Source organism: Streptomyces sp. NA04227 (assembly GCF_013364195.1).
GTDB lineage: Bacteria > Actinomycetota > Actinomycetes > Streptomycetales > Streptomycetaceae > Streptomyces.
Genome location: NZ_CP054918.1, coordinates 3,007,126 through 3,032,530 on the forward strand (window position 1 = coordinate 3,007,126; position 25,405 = coordinate 3,032,530).

The window sequence follows — 25,405 nt, forward strand, 5'->3', positions numbered from 1 at the left end:
CATGACACATGACGCGGGACATCATGACGCGGGACCTGAGGCAAGAACGGGTGATTCCACGGCAGTTGACGCACTGACGGCCGTGGCGGGCCTACGGGTCGGACACGCCACCCTGCGCGAGGGCACCGCCCTCACCGGCACCACGGTGGTCCTGGGCCCGCCGGGCGGAATGACCGCGGCCGTCGACGTACGCGGCGGCGGCCCCGGCACCAAGGAGACCGACGCCCTCGACCCGCGCAACGTGGTCCGCCGCATCGACGCGATCGTCCTGACCGGCGGCAGCGCGTACGGCCTCGACGCGGCGAGCGGCGTGATGGCCTGGCTGGAGGAACAGCACCGGGGCGTACGGGTCGGCCCCGACCCCGCCCATGTGGTGCCCGTGGTCCCGGCGGCCTGCGTCTTCGACCTGGGCCGGGGCGGCGACTTCCGGGCCCGCCCGGACGCGGCCACCGGGCGGGCGGCGGTCACCGCGGCCGCGGCGTCCCCGCCGGGCACACCGGTCGAGATGGGCTCGGTGGGTGCGGGCACCGGCGCCGTCGTCGGCGGCATCAAGGGCGGCGTCGGCACGGCGGCCCAGGTCCTCGAATCCGGGTTCACGGTGGCCGCCCTGGTGGTGGCGAACGCCGCGGGCTCGGCGATCGACCCCCAATCGGGCGCGCTGTACGGAGAGTTGCTCACGGGTCCGGTCGACCGGCCGTCGAAGGAGGTACACGCACAGGCACAGCGCAGACTCGCCGAGGCGGCGGCCGCCAACGCCACTCCCCCGCTGAACACGACCCTCGCCCTGGTCGCCACGGACGCGCGGCTGACCCGGTCACAGGCCCAGAAACTGGCGGGCAGCTCGCACGACGGCATCGCCCGGGCGGTACGCCCCGTGCACCTGCTGAACGACGGGGACACCGTGTTCGCCGTGTCGACCGGAGCCCGGGAACTGGACGAGGACAACCCGTTGGCCCTGAACGAAATCCTCGCGGCGGGCGCGGACATGGTGACGCGAGCCATCGTCCGGGCGGTCAGGGCAGGGGAGTCGGTGGCGGGGGCGGGTGGGGTGTTTCCCGCCTATGGGGAGTTGTACGGGGGTGGGGTGTAGGGCGGGGGTGGGTGTAGGGCGGGGGTGGGTGTAGGGCGGGGGCGTGGGGCGGGAAGGGGGCGGGGGCTGGGTGGGGAGGGCGTGGGTTGGGGTGGGTGAGGTGGAGGGGGGAGGGAGGGCGCGGGGGGAGGGGAGGGGGAGGGGCCCCCGGCACAGCTCCTCCCACCCACCCCCGTGACACCCCCACAACACCCGTCACAAACCTGTGACCAACAGCCCGATATCGGACGGAACCGCTCCACCGTCCGCCGCCTCCTATCGAACAGAAGGACAACCGCGAAGCCACACGGGCGAAGCACGCAGCCGAAGCCCCCGCAGCTCAGCGACTCGGACCCCAGACACGCGTACAACTCACAGGGAACGCACACGAGGCGTGCCCGACCGGGAGCACGCGCCTCACCACTCAAGGAGCACCGTGATCACGCCGGAAAGCACCGCGCAGACACCGACCGCGACCTCCCGCAGCACTTCGGCGGGACCGTCCGGGCCGTGGCACGGTGCCTTTGCCCGCCGTCGCGCCGTACGACGGGCGCTGACCGCCGGGGCGTTGCTCGCCGCGGGGGCGCTGACACTGACGGGCTGCAACGGCGACGCGAACGCGGACGACGGCAAGGGCGGCGACGAGGGACCCGAGCAGACCCGTATCACGATCTCGGCGAAGGACGGTTCGACCGGGGCGTCCATCAACTCGACCGGGGTGAAGGTGAACTCGGGCCGTCTGACGGACGTGACGATGATCCAGGTCGCCGACGGGGCGAAGGTGCCGGGCAAGATCTCCTCGGACGGCGCCACGTGGAAGCCCGCCGAGCAACTGGAGCGCGGCACCAAGTACCGGATCTCGGCGCGCGCCAAGGGCACCGACGGCCGCGCCGCCGCGGCCAACGCGATCTTCACCACGGTCTCCGACGCCAACAGCTTCATCGGCAGTTACGCCCCCGACGGCGGCACCACGGTCGGCGTCGGCATGCCGGTCTCGTTCACCTTCGACAAGGCGATCACCGAGAAGGTGGACGTCCAGAAGCACATCAAGGTCACCTCCAGCAGCGGGCAGAAGATCGTCGGTCACTGGTTCGGCGCTCAGCGCCTCGACTTCCGCCCCGAGCAGTACTGGAAGTCGGGCTCGAAGGTGACGATGCGCATCGACCTGGACGGCGTGAAGGGCGCCAACGGCCTCTACGGCGTCCAGGACAAGACGGTCACCTTCACCATCGGCCGCTCGCAGGTCTCCACGGTGGACGTGAAGACGCAGACCATGACGGTCGTACGGGACGGTCAGGTGCTGCGGAAGGTGCCGATCTCCTCGGGCAGCGCGCAGAACCCCACGTACAACGGTCAGATGGTGATATCGGAGAAGTTCGAGCAGACCCGTATGGACGGGAACTCGGTCGGCTTCGGCGGTGAGTACGACATCCCGGACGTGCCGCACGCGATGCGCCTGTCGACGTCGGGGACGTTCATCCACGGCAACTACTGGTACAACCAGGCGAACCCGCCCTTCGGGCGCGAGGGCACCAGCCACGGTTGCGTGGGGCTGCGCGACGCCCGGGGCGGCGGCGGGGACACCGAGGGCAAGTGGTTCTTCGACCACTCGCTGATCGGCGACGTGGTGAAGGTCCAGGGCTCCCCCGACAAGACCATAGCTCCGGACAACGGCCTCAACGGCTGGAACATGAGCTGGAGCGAGTGGGTGGCGGGCAGCGCGACGGACTGACCGGGAACCGCACCGATCCGAAGCCCGGACCGTTCCGAAGCCGGGACTGACCCGAAGCCCGGCCGGTTCCGAAGCCGACCGGCACTCGCCACACCCGCCGCACTCGCCGTACCAACCGGCCCCTCCGGGCGCCGTTCCCGAAGCGGGCGGCGCCCGGGCACCCCTACCTCAACACCCCATAACCGCAGTTCAGTTGGGCCGCGCACGGTTCATTCCGTGCGCGGCCGTCTTCTTTGTCCGCAAGCCTGGCACGGAGCCTCCGGAAGCACTACGGTATGCACCCACCAAGTGACATGCAGCAACGCCGGGAGAGACATTGAGCGTTCGGTACGAGCCCGACGAGGCGGCGGACGAACCACCCGGGGCGCCCTGCGCGCCATCCCCTCAGGGCCGGTTGGCACACCTGCTGGCGCGTGCCCTGAACTCGTTCGAGTTGCCCGACGCGACGATCGAGAGCGCGCGTGACTCGCTGGCCTACGACAGTGCGCTGCACTCGGCGCACCACAGCAGCGGCCGCTACCGCCGTACGTACCGGCACACCTGGCTGCTCGCCGACGGGGAGACCCTCACCTTGTGGGAACTCGCGCACAACACCGGCCCGCTCGGCCGCGCCGAGCCGACGCACTGCGAGATCTACACCGACGAGGACGAGTTGCGCGCGGCGGCGGCCAGACTGCCGTTGCCGGGCCGCTCCCCCGAGTTCGCGCTGCCCGAGGCGGCCCTCGGCGGGCTGCCGGCGATTCCTCAGCCCCGGCAGACGTACGCGCTGGACAACTCCCCCGACCACGCGCGCCGTTTACTGCGCCGGGCGGAGAACGAGGACCGGCCGGGTTGTGAGACGGCGCGGTTGCTGACGGCGGCGTGCGCGCATCGCATCACGCAGAGCTTCGGGCAGACGGTGCCGGTCTTCTCCGCCACGGGCGGAAGCTGCTTCTCCCTGTACGAGCACGCGTTCCTGCTGTGCGACGGCAGGGAGATCAGCCTCTGGGAGGTCGAGCACACGGCCACCGAGGACGGCCGTCATATGTGCGAGGTGTACATGACGGTGAGCGCGGCCCGCGCCGCGATGGAACGCCGTGCCTCGCAGCTGAGTTGAGCACGGGCCGAGCCGGGCGGGCAGCGTCGGACGAGCCAAGTCGCACGGGCCGAGCCGCACAGGCCAAGCCGCACGGGCCGAGTCGAGCGCCCGCACACAGGCGGGAGCCCCGACACCTGGGGGGGGAGTAGGTGCCGGGGCTCGTCTGTGGTGACGGCCGCCTGGCGGTCCGCATGCCGTGGTCGGTACGGCGCCCGCTACCGCGATTCAGTTCGGCGCCATGGCATGGCTCAGGCCGCCTCGTCGAAGCCCGTGTCGCGGGCCAGCTTCTTCAGTTCGAGCAGGGCGTGCTTCTCGATCTGCCGGATGCGTTCGCGGGTGAGTCCGTGCTGCTTGCCGACCTCGGTGAGGGTGCGTTCGCGGCCGTCGTCGATTCCGTAGCGCATCTTGATGATGGAGGCGGTGCGTTCGTCGAGCCTGCCGATCAGGTCGTCGAGTTCCTCGCTGCGCAGCAGTGTCATCACGGAGGTCTCGGGCGAGACGGCGGAGGTGTCCTCCAGCAGGTCGCCGAACTGGGTCTCGCCCTCGTCGTCGACGTGCATGTTGAGCGACACCGGGTCGCGGGCCCAGTCGAGGACGTCGGTCACGCGCTCCGGGGTGGAGCCGAGTTCCGCGGCGATCTCGGCGGGCTCGGGCTCCCGCCCCTGTTCGCGGTTGAACTCGCGCTGCACCCTGCGGATCCGCCCCAGCTCCTCCACGAGGTGCACGGGGAGCCGAATGGTGCGGGACTGGTCGGCGATGGAACGGGTGATGGCCTGCCGGATCCACCAGGTCGCGTACGTCGAGAACTTGAAGCCCTTGCGGTAGTCGAACTTCTCCACCGCGCGGACGAGACCCGCGTTGCCCTCCTGGATCAGGTCCAGCAGAGGCAGTCCGCTGCGGGGGTAGCGCCGCGCGACGGCGACGACCAGACGCAGGTTGGACCGGATGAAGATGTCCTTGGCGCGCTCTCCTTCGTCGACCAGCGCCTGGAGTTCGGCACGTGAAGCGACCTTCTTGCTCCTGCGCTTGCCCGCGTGCTGCGAGTCGACTTCGCCGTCGAGTATCTGTTGTGCGTAGACGCCCGCCTCGATGATCTGTGACAGCTCGACCTCCTTCGCGGCGTCGAGCAGCGGTGTCCGCGCGATCTCGTCGAGATACATGCCGACGAGGTCGCGGTCGGCGATCTCGCCGCCCGTGCCACGGACGCTCTGTGCCGTCTCGGACTCCGCCCCTGCCCGGGCGGCCCGAGAGGTCCCCCCGGTTGCGGGCTGACGACGGGCGACGGCGCGGGTTGCCATGCGTGCTCCCTTGCGATGGTGGGGCCAGCTTCTGTCTGATGGAAACAACGACTGGAATCAGGACAGAATTCCCATGACGTCCCCCGTTTTTTATGATCTTGCAGTATCCTGCGTCGCCACACGGGGAGGGGCATGTGCCAGTGCACTCAGAAGTGCAGGTCAGAGCGGGCACCGAGGGTGACCTGACCGCCCTGACGGAGATCTACAACCACTATGTGCGTGAGACCGGCATCACTTTCGACACCCGGCCCTTCACACCCGGTGAGCGACGCGAGTGGCTGCTCTCCCACCCTGAAGACGGCCCGCACCGCCTCCTGGTTGCTCGGGCCGCTCCCTCGTCGGCCTCGAACGCCCCGTACGGCGACGCCTGCCCCGAAGCGGCGGGCGGCATTCTCGGTTACGCGACGTCGAGCCCGTTCCGGCCCAAACCGGCGTACGCGACCTCGGTGGAGGTGAGCATCTACCTCGCCCCGGGCTCCGGCGGCCGCGGCGTGGGCAGCGCACTCTACGGCGCACTCTTCGAGGCACTGCGCGGCGAGGGCCTGCACCGCGCGTACGCGGGGATCGCGCGCCGGTCGCAGCACGCCGCCGCGCCTGCGCCCTCCAGCACTTCCGCGTCCAGCCCTTCTGCCTCCGTTCCTCCCGCCCCCGCCCCGGCGGCCAACGAACCCTCGCTGCGCCTGCACCGGCGTTTCGGCTTCCGGCACATCGGCACGTATCGCGAGGTGGGCCGCAAGTTCGGGGTCTGGTGGGACGTCGACTGGTACGAGAAGGACTTGGCGGATGCCGGCCCCGGACTCCGGCCCTGACATCGACCCCGACCCCGACCCCGACCGCGATCCCAACCTCTACCCCGGTCGCGGCCGCGACCCCAACCCCGATCCCAGCCCTGACCGCGACCGCGAGCCCCCCATTCCGTACAAGTTTCAATAAATGGTTCCGTACAGTGGTGACCATGGACCCGCAGCCCGTACCCGCCCCCGAGCCGCGCTGGCTCGACGATGACGAGCGCCGCGTCTGGCTCTCGTATCTGCACGCCACGATGCTTCTCGAGGACCACATCGACCGGCAGTTGCAGCGGGACGCGGGGATGCCCCACCTCTACTACGCGATGCTCGTCCAGCTCTCCCGCGCCCCGCGGCGGCGCCTGCGGATGACCGAGCTCGCGAAGAACCTGAAGATCACCCGCTCCCGGCTCTCACACGCGGTGGCCCGCCTCGAGAAGCACGGCTGGGCGCAGCGCGAGGACTGCTCCTCGGACAAGCGGGGCCAGTTCGCCGTCCTGACGGACAAGGGCCAGGAGGTCCTGCGCGTCAGCGCCCCGGGCCATGTCACCGCCGTACGCCAGGCACTCTTCGACCGTCTCACGCCCGAGCAGCAGCGCTCCCTCGGCGAGATCATGGAGATCATCGCCGAGGGCCTCCAGCCGAACCAGGCGGACGCCGACCTCCCCTGGCTGCGCTGAGCCGCTTCGCCCGCCGCGCCAAGCCGTACCCGAGCCGCAGCCCAAGCTGCCTCACCCCGGGCCCCCGACCCTCAGCCCTCAGCCCTCAGCCGTGCCCAAGCCGAAAACCCCACGATCGGCGCACCCAGCGCGCGGTCGCGCACGCCCCGAAACAGGCTGAGTACAGGGCGCAGCCGAGGCCGGAGGCTGCCGCGGACCGGAAGGCGCATGCATGAGCAGCAGTCGGATACGCGGCCCCCACCGCAGCTCCGCGCTCGCCGCCCTCGCCGCGCTCGTCCTCGCGGCCACCACCACCGCCAGCACGGGCCGCCTGCTGCCCGACTCGGCCACCGCCCCCGGTCCCGTCGCGCAGGCCCGCGGCGCCGCCCTCGGCCCCTGCCTGATCAAGGGCTCCTCCGGCGTCCAGATGTCCGAGGGCATACCGACCGTCTCCGGCTACGCCCGTGCCACCGGCACCCTGCGCGCCCTGAACCTGATGGTCGACTTCCCCGACGCCCGCGGCGAGGGCAGCGCCCTGGACCGCCTGGCCGAGTTCTTCCCGCAGACCCAGGAATGGTTCCGCACCAGCTCGTACGGCCGGCTCGACTACCGTCCCGCCGCCCCGGTGGCCCGCTGGCTGCGGATGCCCAAGCCGTTCAAGGCGTACGGGATAGACCGCGGCGCGCCCTTCGACCCCGGTTACCGGGGCCTGGTCGAGGACATCGTGAGGGTCGCGGACCCCGATGTCGACTTCCGCGACTACGACATCGTCAACATCATCGCGACCCCGAACGCGGGCCCCTCCGCCCTGGACACGGTCCTGTCGGTGACCTTCGCGGGCAACCACGAGGCCCCCGTCGCCGACGGCATCAGCCTGTCCAACACCTCGTTCGTCTACAGCCGCCAGGACGACGGCTCCGGTTCCTACGCGGAGACCGGCTTTCGCGTACTGCCGCACGAGAACAGCCACACCTTCGGCCTGCCGGACCTCTACACGCAGGAGGGCGGCGGCGCCGTCGGGCACTGGGACATCATGAGCGAGGACTGGGGCGCCAACAACGACCTGCTCGGCTGGCACAAGTGGAAGCTCGGCTGGCTGGTCGACAACCAGGTCGACTGCGCCGCCGCCCCGGGCATCAGCGACCACGTCCTGACCCCGCTGTCCCGCAAGGGCGGCAAGAAGCTGCTCTTCGTCCCGGTCGGCGAGCACGTCGGCTACGCCGCCGAGGTCCGCGTCCGCGGCGGCAACGACGCCGCCGTCTGCCGCCCCGGAGTCCTCCTCTACCGCGTCGACGCGGACGTCGACACGGGCCACGGCCCCATCCGCGTCATGGACGCCACCGAGGACAGCGGCGGCTGCACCCGCAGCCCCAACGTCCACGCCGAACTCTCCGACGCCACCTACACCCCCGGCGACACCTTCACCGACCCGACCACCGGCATCCGCATCTCGGTGACCCGAACCAAGGACAAGGACAAGGGCGAGTACGGGGTACGGGTCAACCGGCCGGGGGCGTGAGCGAGTTGCCCCTCACGCTGAGTTCCCCCGCGCGGAGGGGCACTCGACAACTCGGCGATGTGTCCTCTCTCCCCCCAGCGAGCACGGAAAAGGCCCAAGTCTCCGCTGATCTGCGGAAACCTGGGCCTCGACTTCGTCCGACGCTTTCGCCCGACACTGTGCCCCCGGCAGGATTCGAACCTGCGACACCGGCTTTAGGAGAGCCGTGCTCTATCCCCTGAGCTACGAAGGCGTACGGCCGGGATCCGCGGACCCGCCAGCCGACCACGAACAGGGTAGCGGATCGCCCCAGCTCGGCGCGCCCGGCTTGCGAGCCGCCCCGCCCCGCGCTGCGCCTGCCTGTTCGCCCGGCCGTTCACCCCCGGCCGTTCGTCCTCAAGCAGTAGCATCCGCCCATGTCTGTCAACGATGTGTACGACGTGGAGATCGGGGCCCTCGGTGGGGGCTCCGCCGAACTCGGGCAGTACCGGGGCAAGGCCGTACTGATCGTGAACGTGGCCTCGCAGTGCGGGCTCACCCCGCAGTACGAGGGGCTGGAGCGGCTGCACGCGCGTTACGCCGCGCAGGGCTTCGCCGTGCTCGGCGTTCCCTGCAACCAGTTCGGTGGGCAGGAGCCGGGCAGTGCGGAGGAGATCGCGACGTTCTGCTCGACGACGTACGGCGTCACCTTCCCGCTGACCGAGAAGATCGAGGTCAACGGCTCCGGACGGCACGCGCTCTACAAGGACCTGGTGACAGTCGCCGACGGCGGGGGCCACACCGGGGACATCCGGTGGAACTTCGAGAAGTTCCTGATCGGCCCCGACGGCACCGTCGTGGCCCGGTTCGCCCCGCAGACCGAGCCCGACGGCCCGGAACTGCTCGCCGCCGTGGAGAAGTCGCTGCCCGCCGCCTGACCCTTCGCCCGAGGGCCGGGGCAGCGGCGGTTCCCCACCACTCCCCCGGCCCTCGGCACAGCCACAGCCACAGCCACAGCCACAGCCACAGCCACAGCCACAACGGCTACCGCCGCTCTCCGTACCGGGCGGCGCTCAGCGCCACTCCTCCGGGCAGGGCGTGCCGCGCGGCAGCTGGTACGGGGCGGCCAGGCGGTACACGCCCGGGCCCGGGGCGATCAGTTCGGTCCACTTGTCGCCGGCGGCGTTCTCCTCGGCCTCCATCAGGCAGCCGTTGAGGTTCTTGTACTCCTTGGGCTCGCCGTCCTCGCGGTGCTTGGACGCCTTCGTCTCCTGGGGCGCCTTGAGGCTCTTGCCGTTCTCGTTGACGAGGCCGAGCCACGGCGAGTACGGGATGCGGATCAGTACCCGGCCCGCGCGTTCGACGCGCAGCGTCAGCTCGCCCTGGTCGGCGCGGGTGACGTGGCCCGGGGGCTCCGCGAGCGGCGCGGAGTCGGTGACCTTGTACAGCGTCCAGTTCTTGTCGCCCCACAGACGCTCCAGATACGGCTGGCCGCGCTGGATCAGCTCGCGCTCGCGGGGGCCGCCGATGCCGTCGAGGTCGTCGGTGGGCAGCACGATGAAGTGCACGGCCCAGCGCTGGAGCCACTCGTGGTAGTTCGCCGAGTTCAGCGTCTCGTCGTAGAAGAGCGGGTTGCGCTCCATGTCGGCCTGACGGTTCCAGCCGCGGGCCAGGTTCACGTACGGGGCGAGCGCGGACGCCTCACGATGGCTGCGGGTGGGGACCACCTCGACCCGGCCCTTGTCGGCGCCCTCCTGCTCCAGGTGGTGCACCAGCGGCGCCAGCTCGCGGGCCCAGGACGCCTCCGGGGTGGTGTGGATGATGTCGATGATGGTCTTGATGCCGATCCACACCACGAAGCCGAGGATGCCGAAGGCGAGCCAGAACCAGCGCCGCGTACGGGGCTCGGCGAAGGGCAGTGCGGCCATCAGCACCGCACCGCCGAAGAGCATGCCCAGGCGGGTGATGTTCGAGCCGATCTGCGAGCTGATCAGCCAGGTGAGCAGTACCGCGAGGGCGTAGACGTACGCGGTGATCCGTACCGTCTTCCAGCTCTTGGGCACCGTCCGGGCCACGATCACCGCGCACAGGAACGGCGGGAAGGTGGCGACGAAGTCCATCGGCTGGGTCCCCGAGAAGGGGAACAGCCAGGCGCAGAGCCCGACCACCACCGCCGGGGCGATACCCAGCGCCCAGGCGCCCGGTCTGCGCTTCTGCAGGAACAGGGCGACCGCGACCAGGCCCACGAACAGGCCAGCGACCGGTGAGGCGGCCGTCGCGAGACCGGCCAGCGGGGCCGCCAGCAGCGCCTTGGCCCAGCGGCGGCGGCGCCAGCGGTGCGGCCAGCAGAAGACGACGGCGACGGCCGCGAGGGCGAGCATCGTGCCGAGCGCGAAGGTGACCCGCCCCGAGATCGCGTTGCACACCAGGCCGAACACCCCGGCGAACGCCGGCGGCAGCACCCACGGGGAGCGGCTGCGTACCAGGATCACGGTGAGCAGCGTCGCGGACAGCGTCCCGGCGATCATCATCGTCGTCCGCACACCGAGTACGGACATCAGATACGGCGAGACCACGCTGTACGAGACCGGGTGCATGCCGCCGTACCAGGCGAGGTTGTACGCCGAGTCGGGATGCCGTCCGACGAACTCCGCCCAGGCGTCCTGTGCGGCGAGGTCGCCGCCACTGTTCGCGAACACGAAGAACCAGCCGATGTGCAGGACACCGGCTACCGCTGTGACGTAGAGCACCGGATGGCTGAACAGCCAGGTGACCCACCACGGTCTGCCCGAAACGGCACTCGCCCCGACCGGCTCACGCTGCCGCTGGGCAGGAAGCGCTATTCGCTCGGCTCGCTCGCCCGCGTCCGGCTCCTTGTCAGGATCGGCACCGTCGGCCCGCGTCGGCTCCGCAGTCGCCACTGGAGGATCTCCCCGTACTCAAGTCTCGGCGGGACCCGGCCTCGGCACAGTCGCCCTGCTGTACCGCTCCCGGGGACCCGGTGTGCTGCCCGCCCCCGGTCTCGCGACGCTAGCACGCGCGCGGGGTTCGCCGCTTCGCGGTATGCGGCGCGCGGGGCGGTCGGCGGCGGTCGGTCCCTGGTGGGACCTTGGCCGGAACTCGGCGGGAACTGGGCCGACGCTCCTGTGACTTCGGCGGGGCGGCCCGGCCGAAGACGTGGCCGAGGCGGCCGACCCGGTGGGCCGGCCGCCTCAGTCAGGTGTGGGATGTATCGCCTTCATGCTGTCTGATGGCTTCCATCCCGCCCTGGTGGTCTCCAGGCCGGGCTGGGAGTCTCCAGCCCGGCCTGATGGCCTCTATCCCACCCTGGTCAGCTTGTCGGCGAAGCCCGGTTCGGAGAGGTTCTCCTTCAGGGCTACGGGGACTTCGACGGCGCTCGCCGTTCCGTCCCCGACCCGCAGTACGCCGACCTCGGTGCCCGCCTCGGCCTGGTGCGGCAGGGACTTGCCGTTGTCGGCGAGCTTGAGTTCGACGGTGAGGCCGGGCCAGCCGACGGCGGTGACGTCCTTGGTCGCGACGACCGGAGTCGTACCGCCGAGCCCGTCGTCCACGGTGCCGACCACGTCACCCTTGCGGACCACGGTCTTCGCCTCCAGTACGCCGCGGGCCGCCTGCATCAGTGCGTTGCCCGCGTCCAGGGCGCCGGTCAGGATCGAGTCGTCGCGAGCGGCGGCCGGTTGCGAGAGCACCGCTCCGATAATGGTCTGCCGGGTGCCGCCGACCTCCTTGGTCGCGGCGAAGAGCAGGTTGCCGCCCGCCTTGGTGGTCGTACCGGTCTTGATGCCCATGACGCCGTCGACCGGGACCAGACGGTTCCAGTTCTTCTGTTCCGTGCCGTTCACGTCCACGTACGAGGACTGGCTGACGACCTCGCGGAACAGCGGGTTCTCCATGGCCTTCTTGCCGAGCTTCACCTGGTCCGCGGCGGTGCTCACGGTGCTGGCGGTCAGGCCGGAGGGGTCGGTGTAGTGGGTGTTGGTCATGCCGAGCTGCTTGGCGGTGGCGTTCATCTTCTCGACGAAGGCCTTCTCCGTGTCGGCGTCCCAACGGGCCAGGCGGCGGGCGACGTTGTTCGCGGAAGCGAGCATGACGGCCTGAATGGCCTCCTTCTCGCTTATCTTCTGCCCCTCGCGGACCTCCACGGTCGACTCGCCCTCCGCGGACTTCGCGGCGTCTTCCTCCGCCTGCTTGTCCATGGTGATCATGGGCCCGTCACCCTGCTTGATCGGGTGGTCCCGCAGGATGATGTACGCGGTCATCACCTTGGCGACACTCGCGATCGGCGCCGGCTTCTGCTCCCCGGACATACCGAAGCTCCCGACACCCTCGACCTCCATCGCCGCCTGCCCCTCACTGGGCCACGGCATGGACGGCTTCTCGCCGTCGAAGACGAACCGCTCGTCGGCGGTCAGCGACAACGTCGGCTCGGGAAGCGGTCGCACTGCCTGCGCGACCGCAAACACGATCACCAGCAGCAGCACCAACGGCGACCAGATCTTGACCCGGCGCAGCACGGTACGCAGCGGAGTCTGCGGGGGCGGCGGCGTGTTCGTCAGCTCGGCCAGCAGATCCAGCGGCGGCAGAGGCGGCAACGGCTGCTGGCGGGTACGGCCGAGACCGTCCGGGTCGGGGCCGGGAGTGGTGGTGCCGTGAGCGGCGGGAGTGGTTCCCGAGCCGGGGGCCTGCGGGCTTGCGGTGGGCGGCAGGGCACCGGCTGCGGGCGCGTTCGGCCCGGCGGGACGCGCGGTGGGACGCGCGGCGGGACGACGCTCCTCGACGTCCTTGAGCGCGACGAACTTGCTGGTGCGCTCCGGGTCGGTGAGGGCGGGAGAGGTGCTGGGAGCGGGCGAGGTGGTGTGGGAGGAGGACGCGGCGCTGGAGGGGCCCGGCTTGTCCTCGGAGTTGTCCTGGGCCTGGCTGTCCTGGCCCTGGTTGCCCTGGCCCTGGCTGTCCTGACCCTGGTTGCCCTGGCCCTGGCTGTCCTGACCCTGGTTGCCCTGGCTCTGGTTGCCCTGGCCCTGCTTCCGGTCGGACTTGTTCTGGCTCGGCTCCTGGTCCTGCTTTTGGTCCAGCTTCCGGTCCTGCTCCTGCTCCCGGCCCGGCTCGGCGGAGGTCGACGGAGCTGATGCGCTGGAGGCTGCGGAGGACTCCGCCGAGGCCTTGCTCGCGGCACCTGCCGCCGCCTCGCCGTCATCCTCAACATCCGACTTGGCCCCGGACTTGGCCTGGGCCTGGGCCTCAGACTTGGCCCCGGCGCCGTCCTCGGCCTCGGTCCCTGCCTTGCCGTCAGCCTCGGTTTCGGTCGCGCTCTCGGTCTCGGTGTCAGCCTCAGCCTCGATGGCGCCCTTGGCTTCGGACTCGTCCGAAGCCGCCGCGGTCGACGGAACCTGCTCCGAGTCCGCCGTACGCCGCGCCTGCGGGACGGAACCCGCCTCCTCCGACGCACTCGCGTCCGACGCGTCCGAGGCCGAGTCCCGCTCCTCCGAGGCGCCTGGCTCACCGTTCACAGCGCCCAGCCCACCGTTCGCAATCGAAACGGCGGCGGGCGTCGTCGTTTTCGCGCGGGAAGCCTTCTCCGCGCCGGAAGCCCTCTCCTCCTCGGAGGGTGCTTCCCCGCCGTCCGACTCGGCCCCAGGTATGGCCACGCCCGCGAGTTCCGCGAGCTTCAGAGTCGTCGTCGGCTGGTCCACGGGCCGTCGGGGCAGTTGGAACACCGCGGTCGCCTGATCGACCCCCGCCCCACCGGAACGCGCCTCGGCACCGGACGCCTCCTCGGCGCCGGCACCGGCATCAACACCGGAACCCGCCCCCGTACGCGTACCCGAGCCGGCACCCGTACCCGCACCCGCGCCCGTTCCGGTATCCGAGCCGCCGCCCGCACCGGAAGACCCACCAGCGCCCGCGGCCCCAGCCGCCCCGGCGGCCGGTTCACCCGTCCCGGACTCACCGGCGGCCCCACCGGACACCCAAGCGGCCACGGCCTCCCGCAGACGCGCGTCGCGGCCCTCGCCGCCCGCTGCCGCGTCATCCGCCGCAGCGGCACCGTCCGCGCCCTCTCCGGCACTCCGCGCATCGGCGGAGGCAACCGAGCCCCCACCGTCCCGCGTCTCACCCTTCGAGGAACCCTCAGCAGCAGCCGGAGAACTCTCCGAACCCGAGCCCTCAGAGGACTCCGAGGCACCCGAGGACTCCGAGCCGTCCGTGCTCCTCCCCGCGGCGGACGCGCTCCGCGTCGAAGGTGCCTTACGGGCCATGGCGAGCCGGGGATCGTGCTGGGCGGGCGGCTGGGAGCCGTCGCCGCCCGCCGCACCATCACGCCGCTCCGAACCGTCCCGCGGCTCGGAGTTCTGCGTCTTCGCTCTGTCGGGGGACTCGCCCGCCACCGATTCCTCCTTCGTGCGCCGCGCCCCAGCGGCCGCGCTGTGGGTGTCCAAACCGTCTACCAGTGTCCCGTGTGGGGGGTTGACTCCTCCGCTAGACGAGAACGACATACCTTCCGGTTCCAGGATCAACCGGGCAGGCACTCTCGACAGACCAATGTGAGAGGGGTCACCCTGTCATTCATCCACGCGGGGAGGCATGGATGGGCAGGAGCCGCAGAACGATTCCGGAGGAGCTTCTGTTGCTCGCTCTGGACCCGGCCACGGGTACCACAGCGCAGCCGCAGTCGCTCGACCTCGGTCTGGCCGGAGCACAGCTAGTGGAGCTGGCACTGGCCGGACGAATAGCCCCTGACGGGGATCGTATCGCCGTGGTGGTACCACGGCCGACAGGAGATCCGACGCTGGACTGTGCACTGGAACTGCTGCGAAGGCGCGGCGCTCCGGTACGTGCCGTCCACTGGATCGGCGGGCCCCGACTGGGGCTGCGCCAGACGTATCTCTCGCATCTGGAGAGGTGCGGCATGGTTCATGCCGTGGCAGGCCAGATGTGCGGGGTACTGCCGACGACTCGCTACCAGGCGACGGACACGGCAATCAGCCGGGAGATCAGGGCCCGGCTGGATTCAGCGATCCGTACCGGTGTACCGCCGGACCCACGGACCGCGGCGCTCGCCGCGCTGGCCCACGCGGTCGGCCTCGGCAAGCACCTCTACCCGGGGAACGAGGGGCGCTCCTCGCGCTCCCGGCTGCGGGATCTGATCAGGCACGACCCGATGGGCGGTCTCGTCGCGCACGCGGTGATGGACGTCCAGAACGGTGTGGCGGCACAGCCGCGCCGCGCACCGGCGGCAGGCGCCCGTCCGACGGCCGACGCAGGCCGCGTCCCGGTGGGCGGCCGACACGGACCGATGGCGCGAGCCGCGAGCTGAACCGATCCGCCGACGCGGACCGTCCGACCACAGCCCGGCCGCCGCCGGGCCGGTCGGCCGGTCAGTCGGTCAGTCGGTCAGCCGGTCAGTCGGTGATGCCTGCGGCGAAGGCGCGCGGTGGGCCGGTCGGTTGGCCGGTCAGCCGGTTCAGTCGTCCGGTCGCTCGGTCAGTCGGTCAGTCGGTCACGGGCCGAACCGAGGAGTACGCCATGGCGTTCTCCGGCGTCGCACCCGCGGGTGCGACGCCGGAGAGTGCTGTCCATGTCACGCGGTAGAGGGTCAACAGGCCCGTTTTCCAGCGCTGTACGCCCGGTTGGTGGCAATCTGCTCAACAGCAGATACGCAAAGTTCCGTGAGCCGCAGCCGGAGGTGCACGTCCGTGGCATCCAATGTCAATCCCACCGTAAGACGCCGACGGCTGGGTCAGGAGCTGCGCAGGCTCCGCGAGTTGAAGGGTCTGACCGCAGAGGAGGTCGCCGAGCGCCTGCTGGTCTCGCAGTCGAAGATCAGCCGCCTCGAGAACGGCCGCCGCAGCATCAGCCAGCGCGATGTGCGCGACCTGTGCGGGGTCTACGAGGTGGAGGACACCCGCATCGTCGAGTCGCTGATGCAAATGGCCAAGGACTCGCGCCAGCAAGGCTGGTGGCACTCCTTCGGCGACATCCCGTACAGCGTCTACATCGGACTCGAGACCGACGCCGCCTCGCTGCGCGTCTACGACCCGCAGGTCGTCCCCGGCCTCCTGCAGACCCGCCCGTACGCGGAAGCCCTGATCGCCGGGGCGCTGCCCGAGACGGCGCACTCCGACATCGACAAGCGCGTCCAGGTACGACTGCGCCGCCAGGACCGGATCAGTTCGCCGGACAGCCCGCTGCGACTGTGGACCGTACTCGACGAGGCCACACTCCGCCGCGTGGTCGGCGGCCGCTCCCTGATGCGCGAACAACTGGAGCATCTCGTCGAGCAGTCCCAACTGCCGCACGTCACCGTGCAGGTGATCCCCTTCGACATGGGGGCGCATCCGGGACTCAACGGCCAGTACGCCATTCTGGAATTCCCCGACGCCGCCGATTCCAGCGTCGTCTACATCGAGGGCGTGACCAGCGACCTGTATCTCGAAAAGGCGAATGACGTCCACAAGTACAGCGTCATGTACGAACACTTGCGCGCGCAGGCCCTGAACGTGGACCAGTCACGACAGTTCATCGCCGATATCGCCAAGGAATACGCGCGTTAGGCACGGAGCCGGGCAATACGGAAGCCAAAGGCCGTGAAGAAGCGGTCGTGGAGAAGCGGTCGTGGGAAACGGCCGTGAAGACAGGGCGTGAAGCAAGGGGGCAAGGAGACAGGGGCAGTGGCAAAGCGCGACCGGCGAGGCGCCCTCGTAGCGCGCCAGCCGTCGCGCCAGCCCACCCAGCCCCTCTGCCGACCAGGCCCCGCCGCCCTGCCGCCCGAGCCCCACAGCAACCGCCCCGCAGCTCCCGCCTCACCCCGCCCCGCCCCGCCCCACCCCAACAGCCCGTATCCCATGGCCGACGGCTCGCGCTGTGCGACGAGTGGGGCGGTCGCGGCGAAAAGCGCCGCACGGTACACCGCTGTCGGGGTGGGGCGGAAGTCCCCTCTGGTATATGCCATCCGGTCGAGTGAACGGCTCCGACGGCCGCGGAAGCGGACGAGTAGCGTCGATCACGCCTTCACGCAAGTGAGTTGGCACGTGACCGCCCCCACGCGGTGACGGCACAAATCGACTGGCCGAACCGGAGCAGACATGGCAATTCAGCAGGGCGCCACGAATACCTGGATCAAGTCCTCGTATTCCACGGGAAACGGCGCTTGCGTCGAAGTGAAATCCCCCCTCTTCGACGCGATCGCCGTACGGGACTCGAAGGTCCCGGCAGGCCCTTCACTCGCCTTCACCCCCGATTCCTGGCGCGCATTCATGACCGAGGTGAGCCGCGGCGTCTTCGTCCACGGCTGATCACGGCAAGCCCGTAGCCGCGCTCGCGGCGGCTGCGGTCCGGCGGACTCGTCCGCACGTCCCCCGCCCCTACGAGAAGCTGCCGCAGGACAAGCCGCCGCACGGTGAACAGCCGTACAACGAACGGCCCTACGGCAGCAGCCCCACGGCAAGAGCCCTCTCGACTGGTCCGCCGTCCCGGCCGAGGGGGCTCGGCGCTGCCCGCCGCACGTCACAACGGCTCGGCGCTGTCCACCGCACGTCACAAGGCCTGGCGCCGACAGCCATACGCCACAACTCCCGCCCCGTGCACCCGCGTACGCCCCGCCTCACCCCCGCGGATACCGCGCCAGCCAGCCCGGCGAGGACACGGCCGGGCCGTGCAGGGCGGGCCCCTGGGTCATCTCCATCGCGTAGTCGTCGGCGAGTTCGAGGACGGTGGCACGTCCCTCCAGCTCGGCTACCCAGGCCGGCGGCAGCGCGGTCTCCCCGTGCAGCGCGCCCAGGAGGGCGCCGGTCAGGGCACCCGCCGCCGAGGAGTCGCCGCCCTGGTTCACCGCCAGGCACAGTCCGTGCCGGATGTCCTCGCTCACCAGGGAGCAGTACACGGCGGCGGACAGCAGACCGTCGGCCGCCCCGTCCGCCACGAGTTCGGCGACCCGGGCCGCGGTCGGCATGCCCTGGCGCACCGCGCCGAGCGCGTGCTGCAGGGCATCGGTGACCGGCTGATGGCCGGGCCGAGCGGTGAGCAGCGACAGCGCCCGCTGCACGGCGGCGTCCAGGCTCTCGCCGCGCGCCAGGGCGTGCACGATCACCGCGTACGCGCCCGCCGACAGGTACGCGGTCGGGTGGCCATGGGTCTGTACGGCGCATTCGACGGCCAGTTGGAGCACGAGTTGCGGCTCCCAGCCGACGAGCAGCCCGAAGGGTGCGGAGCGGACCGCGGCACCGGCTGAGGTGTCCTCGGGGTTCTTCGGCGACTCCAGGGTGCCCATCGTCTCGTCGCCGAGCCCGACCAGGCAGGCGCGGGTGGGCGAGCGTCGCGCGTAGAGCCACTCCTCGCGGGCCAGCCAGCCGTCGTCGACCCGGCGTTCGTCGGGGCCCCAGTCGCTCTGGGTGGCCGCCCAGCGGCGGTAGGCGCGGTGCAGGTCGGTGGGCGGGTGCCAGGCGCCGGTGTCCCGGCGGACCTGGGCCCGGATCAGTCCGTCGACCGTGAACAGGGAGAGCTGGGTGGCCGCCGTCACGGCTCCTCGTCTGCCGTGTGCGGACGCGGGCGCGGTGAGCCCCTCGGCGCCGTGCTCCTCGCGGATCCGCTCCAGGCTCAGGCCCTCCAGCGGTGCGCCGAGCGCGTCACCGAGGGCGGCGCCGAGCAGTGCCCCGCGCACCCGGCTACGGAAGTCCTGCTGCTCGGCGCGGCCCCAGACGGCGGTGGCGCTTGCGTTCACCGGTCCACCCTTCTGCCCTTCTGCCTCGTAGCGATCAAGGCGCGGTGCCGCGGCCCCCCACAGGCCGCTCGGGCAGCACTGTAATGGACCTCGAATCCGCCCTTCCGAGCCGGAGCGTTATACGGAAAGTGAGCGTTCCGCGCCCTTTTGAGCAGCCTTCGGCGATGCATCCCACCGCTTTTGCCGACTTTCGACCGACTCCGGCTCGAATTCGGGCCCCACCTCGGACACGGGCCCACCTCGGACACGGACCCAACTCGGACACGGACCCAACTCGGACTCGGGCCCACCTCGGACTCGGGCCTACTCCAGCACCGGCAACAACTCCGGCAGCTGTCCGTCCCGGGCCTCGGCCACCGCGCGGCGTTCGGCGGGCACCTCTTCGTAGAGCGTGGTGCGCGGCCGGGCCGGACGGCCTGCCGCGTCCGCGATGGCGACCAGGTCGCGGACCGAGCGGTGGGAGCCGTAACCGGAGCCCGCCATGCGGGAGATGGTCTCCTCCATGAGGGTGCCGCCGAGGTCGTCGGCGCCCGAGCGGAGCATCTCGGCGGCGCCTTCGGTGCCGAGTTTGACCCAGCTGGTCTGGATATGGGGGATGTGCGGGTGCAGCAGCAGCCGGGCCATCGCGGTGACCGCGCGGTTGTCACGGTCGCTCGGGCCGGGGCGTGCGATGCCCGCGAGGTAGACCGGGGCGTTGGTGTGGATGAAGGGCAGCGTGACGAACTCGGTGAACCCGGCGACGTTCTTCTCCAGCGCCGTCCGCTGGATGCGGGCCAGTGTGCGCAGGTGCCCGAGCCAGTGCCGCGGCTGGTCCACATGTCCGTACATCATCGTCGAGGAGGTGCGGATGCCGAGTTCGTGCGCGGTGGTGATGACCTCCTCCCAGGTGGCGGCGGGCAGTTTGCCCTTGGTCAGGACCCAGCGCACCTCGTCGTCGAGGATCTCCGCGGCCGTGCCGGGCAGCGAGCCGAGGCCCGCCTCGCGGGCGGCGGTCAGCCAGTCCCGTATCGACATGCCGGTACGGGTCGCGCCGTTGACCACCTCCATCGGGGAGAAGGCGTGCACATGCATGTCCGGCACGCGCTCGCGGACCGCCCGTGCGATGTCGAAGTACGCCGTGCCGGGCAGGTCCGGGTGGATGCCGCCCTGCATGCACACCTCCACCGCGCCCACGTCCCACGCCTGCTGGGCCCGGTCGGCGATCTGGTCCAGGGAGAGGGTGTAGGCGTCGGCGTCGGTGCGCCGCTGCGCGAAGGCGCAGAAACGGCAGCCCGTGTAGCAGATGTTGGTGAAGTTGATGTTCCTGGTGACGATGTACGTGACGGTGTCGCCGACCACGTCGCGGCGCAGGTCGTCGGCGATCCGGCACAGGGCGTCCAGGGCGGGGCCGTCGGCGTGCAGGAGCGTCAGGGCCTGGGCGTCGGTGAGGCGCTCGGGGTCGTCGGCGGCCACCGCGAGCGCGGCGCGTACGTCCCCGTCGACCCGCTCGGGCACCATGCCGGGCGCCGCCTGTTCGCGCAGTGCGCCCCAGTCCCCGTACACCTCGTCGAAGTCCTCGCGCCGGTCGGCCGAACGGCCCTCGGTGTCGATGTCGCGGTGCAGTCCGGTACGGCCGAAGGCGGTGAAGGCCTCCTCCGGCTCCTGCCAGGGCCTACCCTCGGGCCGTGCCTGTGCCAGGGCGAGACCGGTGTCCGGGTCGGCGAGGGCGCGTACGTGCGGCAGCAGTCGCGGGTCGAGCCAGGGCTCGCCGCGGGTGAGGAACTCCGGGTAGATGGTGAGGCGTTCGCGGAGTTCGAAGCCCGACTCGGCGGTGCGGGCGGCGAGTTCGTCGATGTGCGGCCAGGGGCGTTCGGGGTTCACATGGTCCGGGGTCAGCGGGGAGACTCCGCCCCAGTCGTCGATACCCGCGCCGATCAGCAGTGCGTACTGCGCGTCCACCAGGTTCGGCGGCGCCTGCACACGCGCCGAGGGCCCGAGGACGTGCCGGGTGACCGCGATGCAGGCCGCGAGTTCCTCCAGTTCGGCGTCCGGCATCGCGCGCATCGCCGTGTCCGGCTTGGCACGGAAGTTCTGCACGATCACCTCCTGCACGCCGTGATAGGCGCGCTGGATGCGGCGCAGCTCGAACAGCGCCTCGGCCCGTTCCTCGTAACTCTCCCCGATTCCGATGAGCACACCGGTCGTGAACGGCACATTGCTGCGCCCCGCGTCCTCCAGTACGCGCAGCCGTACGGCGGGTTCCTTGTCGGGCGAGCCGTGGTGCGGGCCGCCGGGCTCGGACCACAGCCGTCGCGCCGTGGTCTCCAGCATCATCCCCATCGAGGGCGCCACCGGCTTGAGCCGCTGGAAGTCGGTCCAGGTGAGCACTCCGGGGTTGAGGTGCGGCAGCAGTCCCGTCTCCTCCAGAACCCGGATCGCCATCGCCCGTACGTAGGCGAGGGTGTCGTCGTAACCGTGCGCGTCCAGCCACTCGCGTGCCTCGGGCCAACGGTCCTCGGGCCGGTCCCCGAGCGTGAACAGCGCCTCCTTGCAGCCCAGTTCGGCCCCCTGCCGGGCGATGTCGAGGACCTCGTCCGGCGACAGGTACATGCCGTGACCCGCACGCCGCAGCTTGCCCGGCACGGTCACGAAGGTGCAGTAGTGGCACTTGTCCCGGCACAGCCGCGTCAGCGGGATGAACACCTTCTTCGAGTACGTGAGGACGCCGGACCGCCCGGCCGCGTCCAAGCCCGCGTCACGCACCCGGGCCGCCGAGGCGGACAGGTCCCGCAGGTCCTCGCCCCGCGCCCGGAGCAGCACCGCGGCCTCCGTCACGTCCAGGGCGACGCCCTCCCGCGCGCGTTTGAGGGCCCTGCGCATGGCGTTGGCGGTGGGGGGCGCACCGGCGGCCGCCTCCGTCGTGCCGGTCACAGCGGGGGCCGCGGCCCCGGAACGCGCGGCGGGCTGGTCGTCAGTCATGGCTTCGAGCATACGAGCGAGTCACGAACGGCTCGTGATCGCGCCGTAACGTCGTTGGCCGCCGTTGGTCGCCGTTCGCCGCCGTTGGTCGCCGCTGCCCGCCGCTGTCCGTCACACAGGCCCGGCGCCCGGCGCCCACGTTCGGGTATCCGCCTCCCCGTGCACCGTTACGCCCCCGGTGGCTCCGACAGGTAACGGGCGCACTCGTCCAGCGAGTCGAGCACCTCGCGCTCGGGGGCGGAGGGCAGGCGCACGATGACCTCGCCGATGCCGAGGTCGGCGAACCGGGCCAGGTTGCCCGGCGTGGGACGTACGGAGGTCGGCACCACGTGCAGCGCCGCGGGCTCGCGCCCCGCCTCGGCCCAGGCGGCACGCAGGGCGGGCAGCGCCTCCGGCAGTCCGCTGCCGCCGAACGGCGGCAGCCAGCCGTCCGCGTACTCGCAGATGTGCGAGAAGAGGCCGGGTCCCGCCGAGCCGCCGATGAGGGTGCGCGGTCCGGTCAGGGTGCTCCCGTGGCCGCCCGGCCGTGGCGCGGTGACCGGCTTGGGGTGCGCCTCGCTGGCCTCGACGGAGCCGAACCGGCCCTCGTAGCCGGTCGGTTCACGCGCCCACAGCGCCCGCATCAGCGCCATCCGGTCCCGTACCAGCGCTCGGCGGGTGCGCCACTGCACACCGTGCCCGGCCGCCTCCTCCCGGTTCCAGCCGAAGCCGATGCCGAGCGTGAGACGGTTTCCGCCGCTGAGGTGGTCCAAGGTGGCGATCTGCTTGGCGAGGTCGACCGGGTCGTGCTGTGCGACGAGGGCGACCGCCGTGCCGATTTCGAGCCGACGCCCGGCGCCCGGATCGCTCCTGGTCGCGGCGGCGGCCTGGGCCAGCGCGACGAAAGGGTTCAGCATCCGCCCCGCCCCGGCGGGCAGTTCACCGCCCGGGTACGGCGAACGGCGCTCCAGCGGGATGTGGGTGTGCTCGGGCAGATACAGGCCCGCGTAACCACGTTCCTCGAGCGCGGTGGCGAGCGGCGCGGGGCCGATGGTCCGGTCGGTCATGAGCATGGTCACGGCTATGCGCATGCAACTGTTCATACCCACCGACGCCGCCCGGCAGGCAGCCGTCCGGCGGTGTGCCGGCACCTCCGGCGGTGGGAAGGCTTCCCGACGGAAAGCTGCCGATTCCCTTCCCTTACGGGGAAGTTCATGGCGCGATACCACTCTGACGGGAACCACTGGGACCGCGCGACCGCCCGGACCCAGCCGCAGGGCCCCACCCTGACGGGACCACATCCACGGGAGTCAGCATGTGCGAGGAGCACGTCACCGACCGGCACTTCTCGAGGCGCGCGTTGTTCGCGTCCTCGGCCGCCGCCGCGCTTACCTTGGGCACCGTGAGCTTCGCCGACGCCGCCGAGGACGGCACCCCCGCCGCGGGGACCAAGCAGACCCGTACGGTCAAGGGCACCCTGCCGACCGGCGCGCCCGACTTCGTGTACCTGCCCGTGGAAATCCCGCGCGGGGTACGTGAACTGCACGTCGCCTACACGTACCAGAAGCCCACCGTCCCGGCCGGTACCCAGGGCAACGCCCTGGACATCGGCCTCTTCGACGAGCGCGGCACCGCCCTCGGCGGCGAGGGCTTCCGCGGCTGGTCCGGCGGCGCCCGCACCGAGTTCTTCGTACGCGCCGACGACGCGACGCCCGGCTACATCCGCGGCCCCCTGCGCCCCGGCACCTGGCACATCGCCCTCGGCCCGTACACCGTCGCCCCCGAGGGACTCCCGTACGAGGTCACCCTCACGCTGACCTACGGGACGCAGGACCCGACGCCCAGGGCGGTGTACCCGCCCGAGCACGCCAAGGGCCGCGGGCGCGCCTGGTACCGGGGCGATTGCCATCTGCACTCCTGGCACTCCGACGGCCGTCGCACCACGCAGGAGATCGCCGACCTCGCCCGTGCGGCGGGGCTGGACTTCATCAACTCCTCGGAGCACAACACCCACTCGGCGCACCGTGACTGGGCCGCCGCGGCCGGGGACGACCTGCTGGTCCTGACCGGCGAGGAGATCACCACCCGCAACGGTCACGTCCTCGCCCTCGGCGTCGACCCCGGCACCTTCGTCGACTGGCGCTACCGGGCCCGCGACAACCGCTTCGGCAAGTACGCCAAGCAGATCCGGGAGGCGGGCGGCCTGGTCGTCCCGGCGCACCCGCACGCCACCTGTGTCGGCTGCAACTGGAAGTTCGGCTTCAACGACGTGGACGCCGTCGAGGTGTGGAACGGCGCCCACACCCCCGACGACGAGGTCTCCCTCGCCGAGTGGGACAACATGCTGGTGGCCGCCGCCCGTTCACGCAGCGGCTGGATTCCCGCCATGGGCAACAGCGACGCCCACCGCGACCCCAACGTCGTCGGCATGCCGCAGACGGTCGTCCTCGCCGACGACCTCACCCGCGAGGCGATCCTCGCCGGTATCCGCGCGGGCCGCAGCTACATCGCCGAGTCCTCGGACGTGGAACTGTCGTTCACCGTCTCCGGCGGCCGCGGCCGGCACGCGGGCATCGGCGAGCGACTCCGTGTGCCGCTGGACAGCCCGGTCACCGTGCGCCTCGAGGCGAAGGGCGCCCCCGGCGCCGTCCCGAGCATCGTCACCGACCAGGGCACCCTCTTCACCGGCCCCGCCCTCCCGCCGTCCGGCACCGGCACGGTCGAGTGGCGCACCACGCCGCAGTACGCCGCCTACGTACGCGCCGAGGTCCGCCGCCCGTCGGCGACTCCGGGGCTGCCGGGGGCGTTCGTGGGGTTCACGAATCCGGTGTTCTTGGGGGAGTGAACCGAGCGGGTGAGGCGGTGAGTTGGTGCGCTGGCGAGGCGGTGCGTTGGTGAGGTGGTGAGTTAGGGGCGGGTCGCGGGAGGGGCGAGAGGCTGCGGGCGGGGTGGTTCCGGGGCCGAGGCGGGGTCGTTCCGATGCGGGGCGGGGTCGTTCCTATACGGGCAGACGGCGGCCGTCAGCCGCACGCCGCGGATCCGCCGAACTCGCGGCCCCGCCCGGTCCCGTGGCCGCGCAGAGCCGGGTGGCTCCGCCCCTCCGAGCCCCAACGCCCCGCCTCGCTATCGATTTTCAGCCCCTTTTCCCGCACTGTCACAGTTCGTCGCCGCCGCATGTGCGCCCCGCAGCCAGGCGCTGCGAGGCGGCGCCCCTCTCTCCGGGACAGTTGGGCCCGCCTCCACCCCTTCTCCTCACCCGCTCTTGGCACCCGCTCCCCGCCGAGCGAACTTGCCCGCGCGAAAAATGACTTCACGGACACTTCCTGACGTCGAGTCACGTCACCTCACCCACCCCGGGCCACCAGCCCGTGTCCTGCTGCTTCAGCAACCCCAATCTTGGCGAGTCCACGACAGGACACTCCCGCTCACGCCGCCCGACACCCAGGCCGCCGACCACGCCCCAACAACCCCGGACTCACGGCCACTTCACCGCGCCTAACCCCACCAACCGCACTCCTCCCCCGACGCCCCGTCACCCCCTCGCGCGCCCCGCCTGCGCCCCGCGTGCTTCCGGCCACCTAGGGGGACCTTGTGAGAGCTCACACCCGTGGCTGACGGACGCCCACAGGACAAGG

The 25,405-nt window shown here is 71.2% G+C and carries 17 protein-coding genes and 1 tRNA gene; 11 read left to right on the forward strand and 7 right to left on the reverse strand.

Going from position 1 to position 25,405, the window contains the following annotated elements:
• Position 1: 1 nt before the first annotated feature.
• The 3 genes from HUT18_RS12825 to HUT18_RS12835 all read left to right on the forward strand — a co-directional run bounded on the left by HUT18_RS12825 (position 2) and on the right by HUT18_RS12835 (position 3,897).
• Positions 2-1,090, forward strand: coding sequence for a P1 family peptidase (locus HUT18_RS12825; protein WP_176100553.1), 1,089 nt, complete (start codon positions 2-4; stop codon positions 1,088-1,090).
• Between the two features lie 532 nt (positions 1,091-1,622).
• On the forward strand, positions 1,623-2,801 hold the full coding sequence (locus HUT18_RS12830) for an Ig-like domain-containing protein (protein WP_254878990.1): 1,179 nt from the start codon (positions 1,623-1,625) through the stop codon (positions 2,799-2,801).
• Positions 2,802-3,117: 316 nt separating this feature from the next.
• Complete coding sequence (locus HUT18_RS12835) at positions 3,118-3,897, forward strand: DUF6227 family protein (RefSeq protein WP_176100555.1); 780 nt, start codon at positions 3,118-3,120, stop codon at positions 3,895-3,897.
• A 230-nt stretch (positions 3,898-4,127) separates the two neighbouring features.
• Here the strand turns inward: HUT18_RS12835 and HUT18_RS12840 are convergent, their stop codons facing one another.
• Positions 4,128-5,177 carry an RNA polymerase sigma factor RpoD/SigA gene (locus HUT18_RS12840; protein WP_176100557.1) on the reverse strand — a complete coding sequence of 350 codons (1,050 nt, stop codon included), beginning with the start codon at positions 5,175-5,177 and terminating at the stop codon, positions 4,128-4,130.
• Between the two features lie 134 nt (positions 5,178-5,311).
• Here HUT18_RS12840 and HUT18_RS12845 point away from each other — a divergent pair, with 134 nt between their 5' ends.
• The 3 genes from HUT18_RS12845 (at position 5,312) to HUT18_RS12855 (ending at position 8,140) form a co-directional block, all read left to right on the forward strand.
• On the forward strand, positions 5,312-5,986 hold the full coding sequence (locus tag HUT18_RS12845) for a GNAT family N-acetyltransferase (RefSeq protein WP_176100559.1): 675 nt from the start codon (positions 5,312-5,314) through the stop codon (positions 5,984-5,986).
• A 146-nt stretch (positions 5,987-6,132) separates the two neighbouring features.
• A complete protein-coding gene (locus tag HUT18_RS12850; protein WP_176100561.1) occupies positions 6,133-6,642 on the forward strand; it encodes a MarR family winged helix-turn-helix transcriptional regulator in 510 nt (169 codons plus the stop codon).
• A 211-nt stretch (positions 6,643-6,853) separates the two neighbouring features.
• On the forward strand, positions 6,854-8,140 hold the full coding sequence (locus HUT18_RS12855) for a M6 family metalloprotease domain-containing protein (protein WP_176100563.1): 1,287 nt from the start codon (positions 6,854-6,856) through the stop codon (positions 8,138-8,140).
• Between the two features lie 159 nt (positions 8,141-8,299).
• Here HUT18_RS12855 and HUT18_RS12860 read toward each other — a convergent pair.
• A tRNA-Arg gene (locus tag HUT18_RS12860) sits at positions 8,300-8,372 on the reverse strand.
• 163 nt (positions 8,373-8,535) lie between these two features.
• Between HUT18_RS12860 and HUT18_RS12865 the strand changes: the two genes are divergently transcribed.
• The gene (locus HUT18_RS12865) at positions 8,536-9,036 is read left to right on the forward strand and encodes a glutathione peroxidase (RefSeq protein ID WP_176100565.1); all 501 of its coding nucleotides are present in this window, start codon (positions 8,536-8,538) and stop codon (positions 9,034-9,036) included.
• Positions 9,037-9,171: 135 nt separating this feature from the next.
• Here HUT18_RS12865 and HUT18_RS12870 read toward each other — a convergent pair whose 3' ends face one another.
• Complete coding sequence (locus tag HUT18_RS12870) at positions 9,172-11,019, reverse strand: MFS transporter (protein ID WP_176100567.1); 1,848 nt, start codon at positions 11,017-11,019, stop codon at positions 9,172-9,174.
• A 396-nt stretch (positions 11,020-11,415) separates the two neighbouring features.
• Entirely contained in the window at positions 11,416-13,626 is a 2,211-nt protein-coding gene (locus HUT18_RS34180) for a D-alanyl-D-alanine carboxypeptidase (RefSeq protein WP_176100569.1), read from the reverse strand.
• 1,076 nt (positions 13,627-14,702) lie between these two features.
• Here HUT18_RS34180 and HUT18_RS12880 point away from each other — a divergent pair.
• The 3 genes from HUT18_RS12880 to HUT18_RS12890 all read left to right on the forward strand — a co-directional run bounded on the left by HUT18_RS12880 (position 14,703) and on the right by HUT18_RS12890 (position 17,409).
• Entirely contained in the window at positions 14,703-15,431 is a 729-nt protein-coding gene (locus tag HUT18_RS12880) for a GPP34 family phosphoprotein (RefSeq protein ID WP_176100571.1), read from the forward strand.
• Between the two features lie 379 nt (positions 15,432-15,810).
• Positions 15,811-16,668: a helix-turn-helix transcriptional regulator gene (locus tag HUT18_RS12885; protein ID WP_176100573.1), complete on the forward strand. Its 858-nt coding sequence runs from the start codon at positions 15,811-15,813 to the stop codon at positions 16,666-16,668.
• A 531-nt stretch (positions 16,669-17,199) separates the two neighbouring features.
• Positions 17,200-17,409 carry a DUF397 domain-containing protein gene (locus HUT18_RS12890; protein ID WP_176100575.1) on the forward strand — a complete coding sequence of 70 codons (210 nt, stop codon included), beginning with the start codon at positions 17,200-17,202 and terminating at the stop codon, positions 17,407-17,409.
• 308 nt (positions 17,410-17,717) lie between these two features.
• On the opposite strand, the gene HUT18_RS12895 is transcribed toward HUT18_RS12890, so the two are convergent.
• From HUT18_RS12895 to HUT18_RS12905, 3 genes are all read right to left on the reverse strand, one after another.
• Positions 17,718-18,833: an ADP-ribosylglycohydrolase family protein gene (locus HUT18_RS12895; RefSeq protein WP_176100577.1), complete on the reverse strand. Its 1,116-nt coding sequence runs from the start codon at positions 18,831-18,833 to the stop codon at positions 17,718-17,720.
• Between the two features lie 303 nt (positions 18,834-19,136).
• Complete coding sequence (locus HUT18_RS12900) at positions 19,137-21,791, reverse strand: bifunctional FO biosynthesis protein CofGH (RefSeq protein ID WP_176100579.1); 2,655 nt, start codon at positions 21,789-21,791, stop codon at positions 19,137-19,139.
• A gap of 167 nt (positions 21,792-21,958) precedes the next feature.
• Positions 21,959-22,861, reverse strand: coding sequence for a TIGR03619 family F420-dependent LLM class oxidoreductase (locus HUT18_RS12905; RefSeq protein WP_176100581.1), 903 nt, complete (start codon positions 22,859-22,861; stop codon positions 21,959-21,961).
• Positions 22,862-23,085: 224 nt separating this feature from the next.
• On the opposite strand from HUT18_RS12905, the gene HUT18_RS12910 reads away from it, so the two are divergent.
• Positions 23,086-24,615, forward strand: a complete 1,530-nt coding sequence (locus HUT18_RS12910; protein WP_176100583.1) for a CehA/McbA family metallohydrolase — start codon at positions 23,086-23,088, stop codon at positions 24,613-24,615.
• Positions 24,616-25,405 lie beyond the last annotated feature (790 nt).

Excerpts from the sequence above, each read along its gene's own strand:
- HUT18_RS12825 (WP_176100553.1), top strand. The coding sequence starts at position 2 with ATGACACATGACGCGGGACATCATGACGCGGGACCTGAGGCAAGAACG.
- HUT18_RS12840 (WP_176100557.1), bottom strand. The coding sequence starts at position 5,177 with ATGGCAACCCGCGCCGTCGCCCGTCGTCAGCCCGCAACCGGGGGGACC.
- HUT18_RS12850 (WP_176100561.1), top strand. The coding sequence starts at position 6,133 with ATGGACCCGCAGCCCGTACCCGCCCCCGAGCCGCGCTGGCTCGACGAT.
- HUT18_RS12855 (WP_176100563.1), top strand. The coding sequence starts at position 6,854 with ATGAGCAGCAGTCGGATACGCGGCCCCCACCGCAGCTCCGCGCTCGCC.
- HUT18_RS12865 (WP_176100565.1), top strand. The coding sequence starts at position 8,536 with ATGTCTGTCAACGATGTGTACGACGTGGAGATCGGGGCCCTCGGTGGG.
- HUT18_RS12880 (WP_176100571.1), top strand. The coding sequence starts at position 14,703 with ATGGGCAGGAGCCGCAGAACGATTCCGGAGGAGCTTCTGTTGCTCGCT.
- HUT18_RS12890 (WP_176100575.1), top strand. The coding sequence starts at position 17,200 with ATGGCAATTCAGCAGGGCGCCACGAATACCTGGATCAAGTCCTCGTAT.
- HUT18_RS12900 (WP_176100579.1), bottom strand. The coding sequence starts at position 21,791 with ATGACTGACGACCAGCCCGCCGCGCGTTCCGGGGCCGCGGCCCCCGCT.
- HUT18_RS12905 (WP_176100581.1), bottom strand. The coding sequence starts at position 22,861 with ATGCGCATAGCCGTGACCATGCTCATGACCGACCGGACCATCGGCCCC.
- HUT18_RS12910 (WP_176100583.1), top strand. The coding sequence starts at position 23,086 with ATGTGCGAGGAGCACGTCACCGACCGGCACTTCTCGAGGCGCGCGTTG.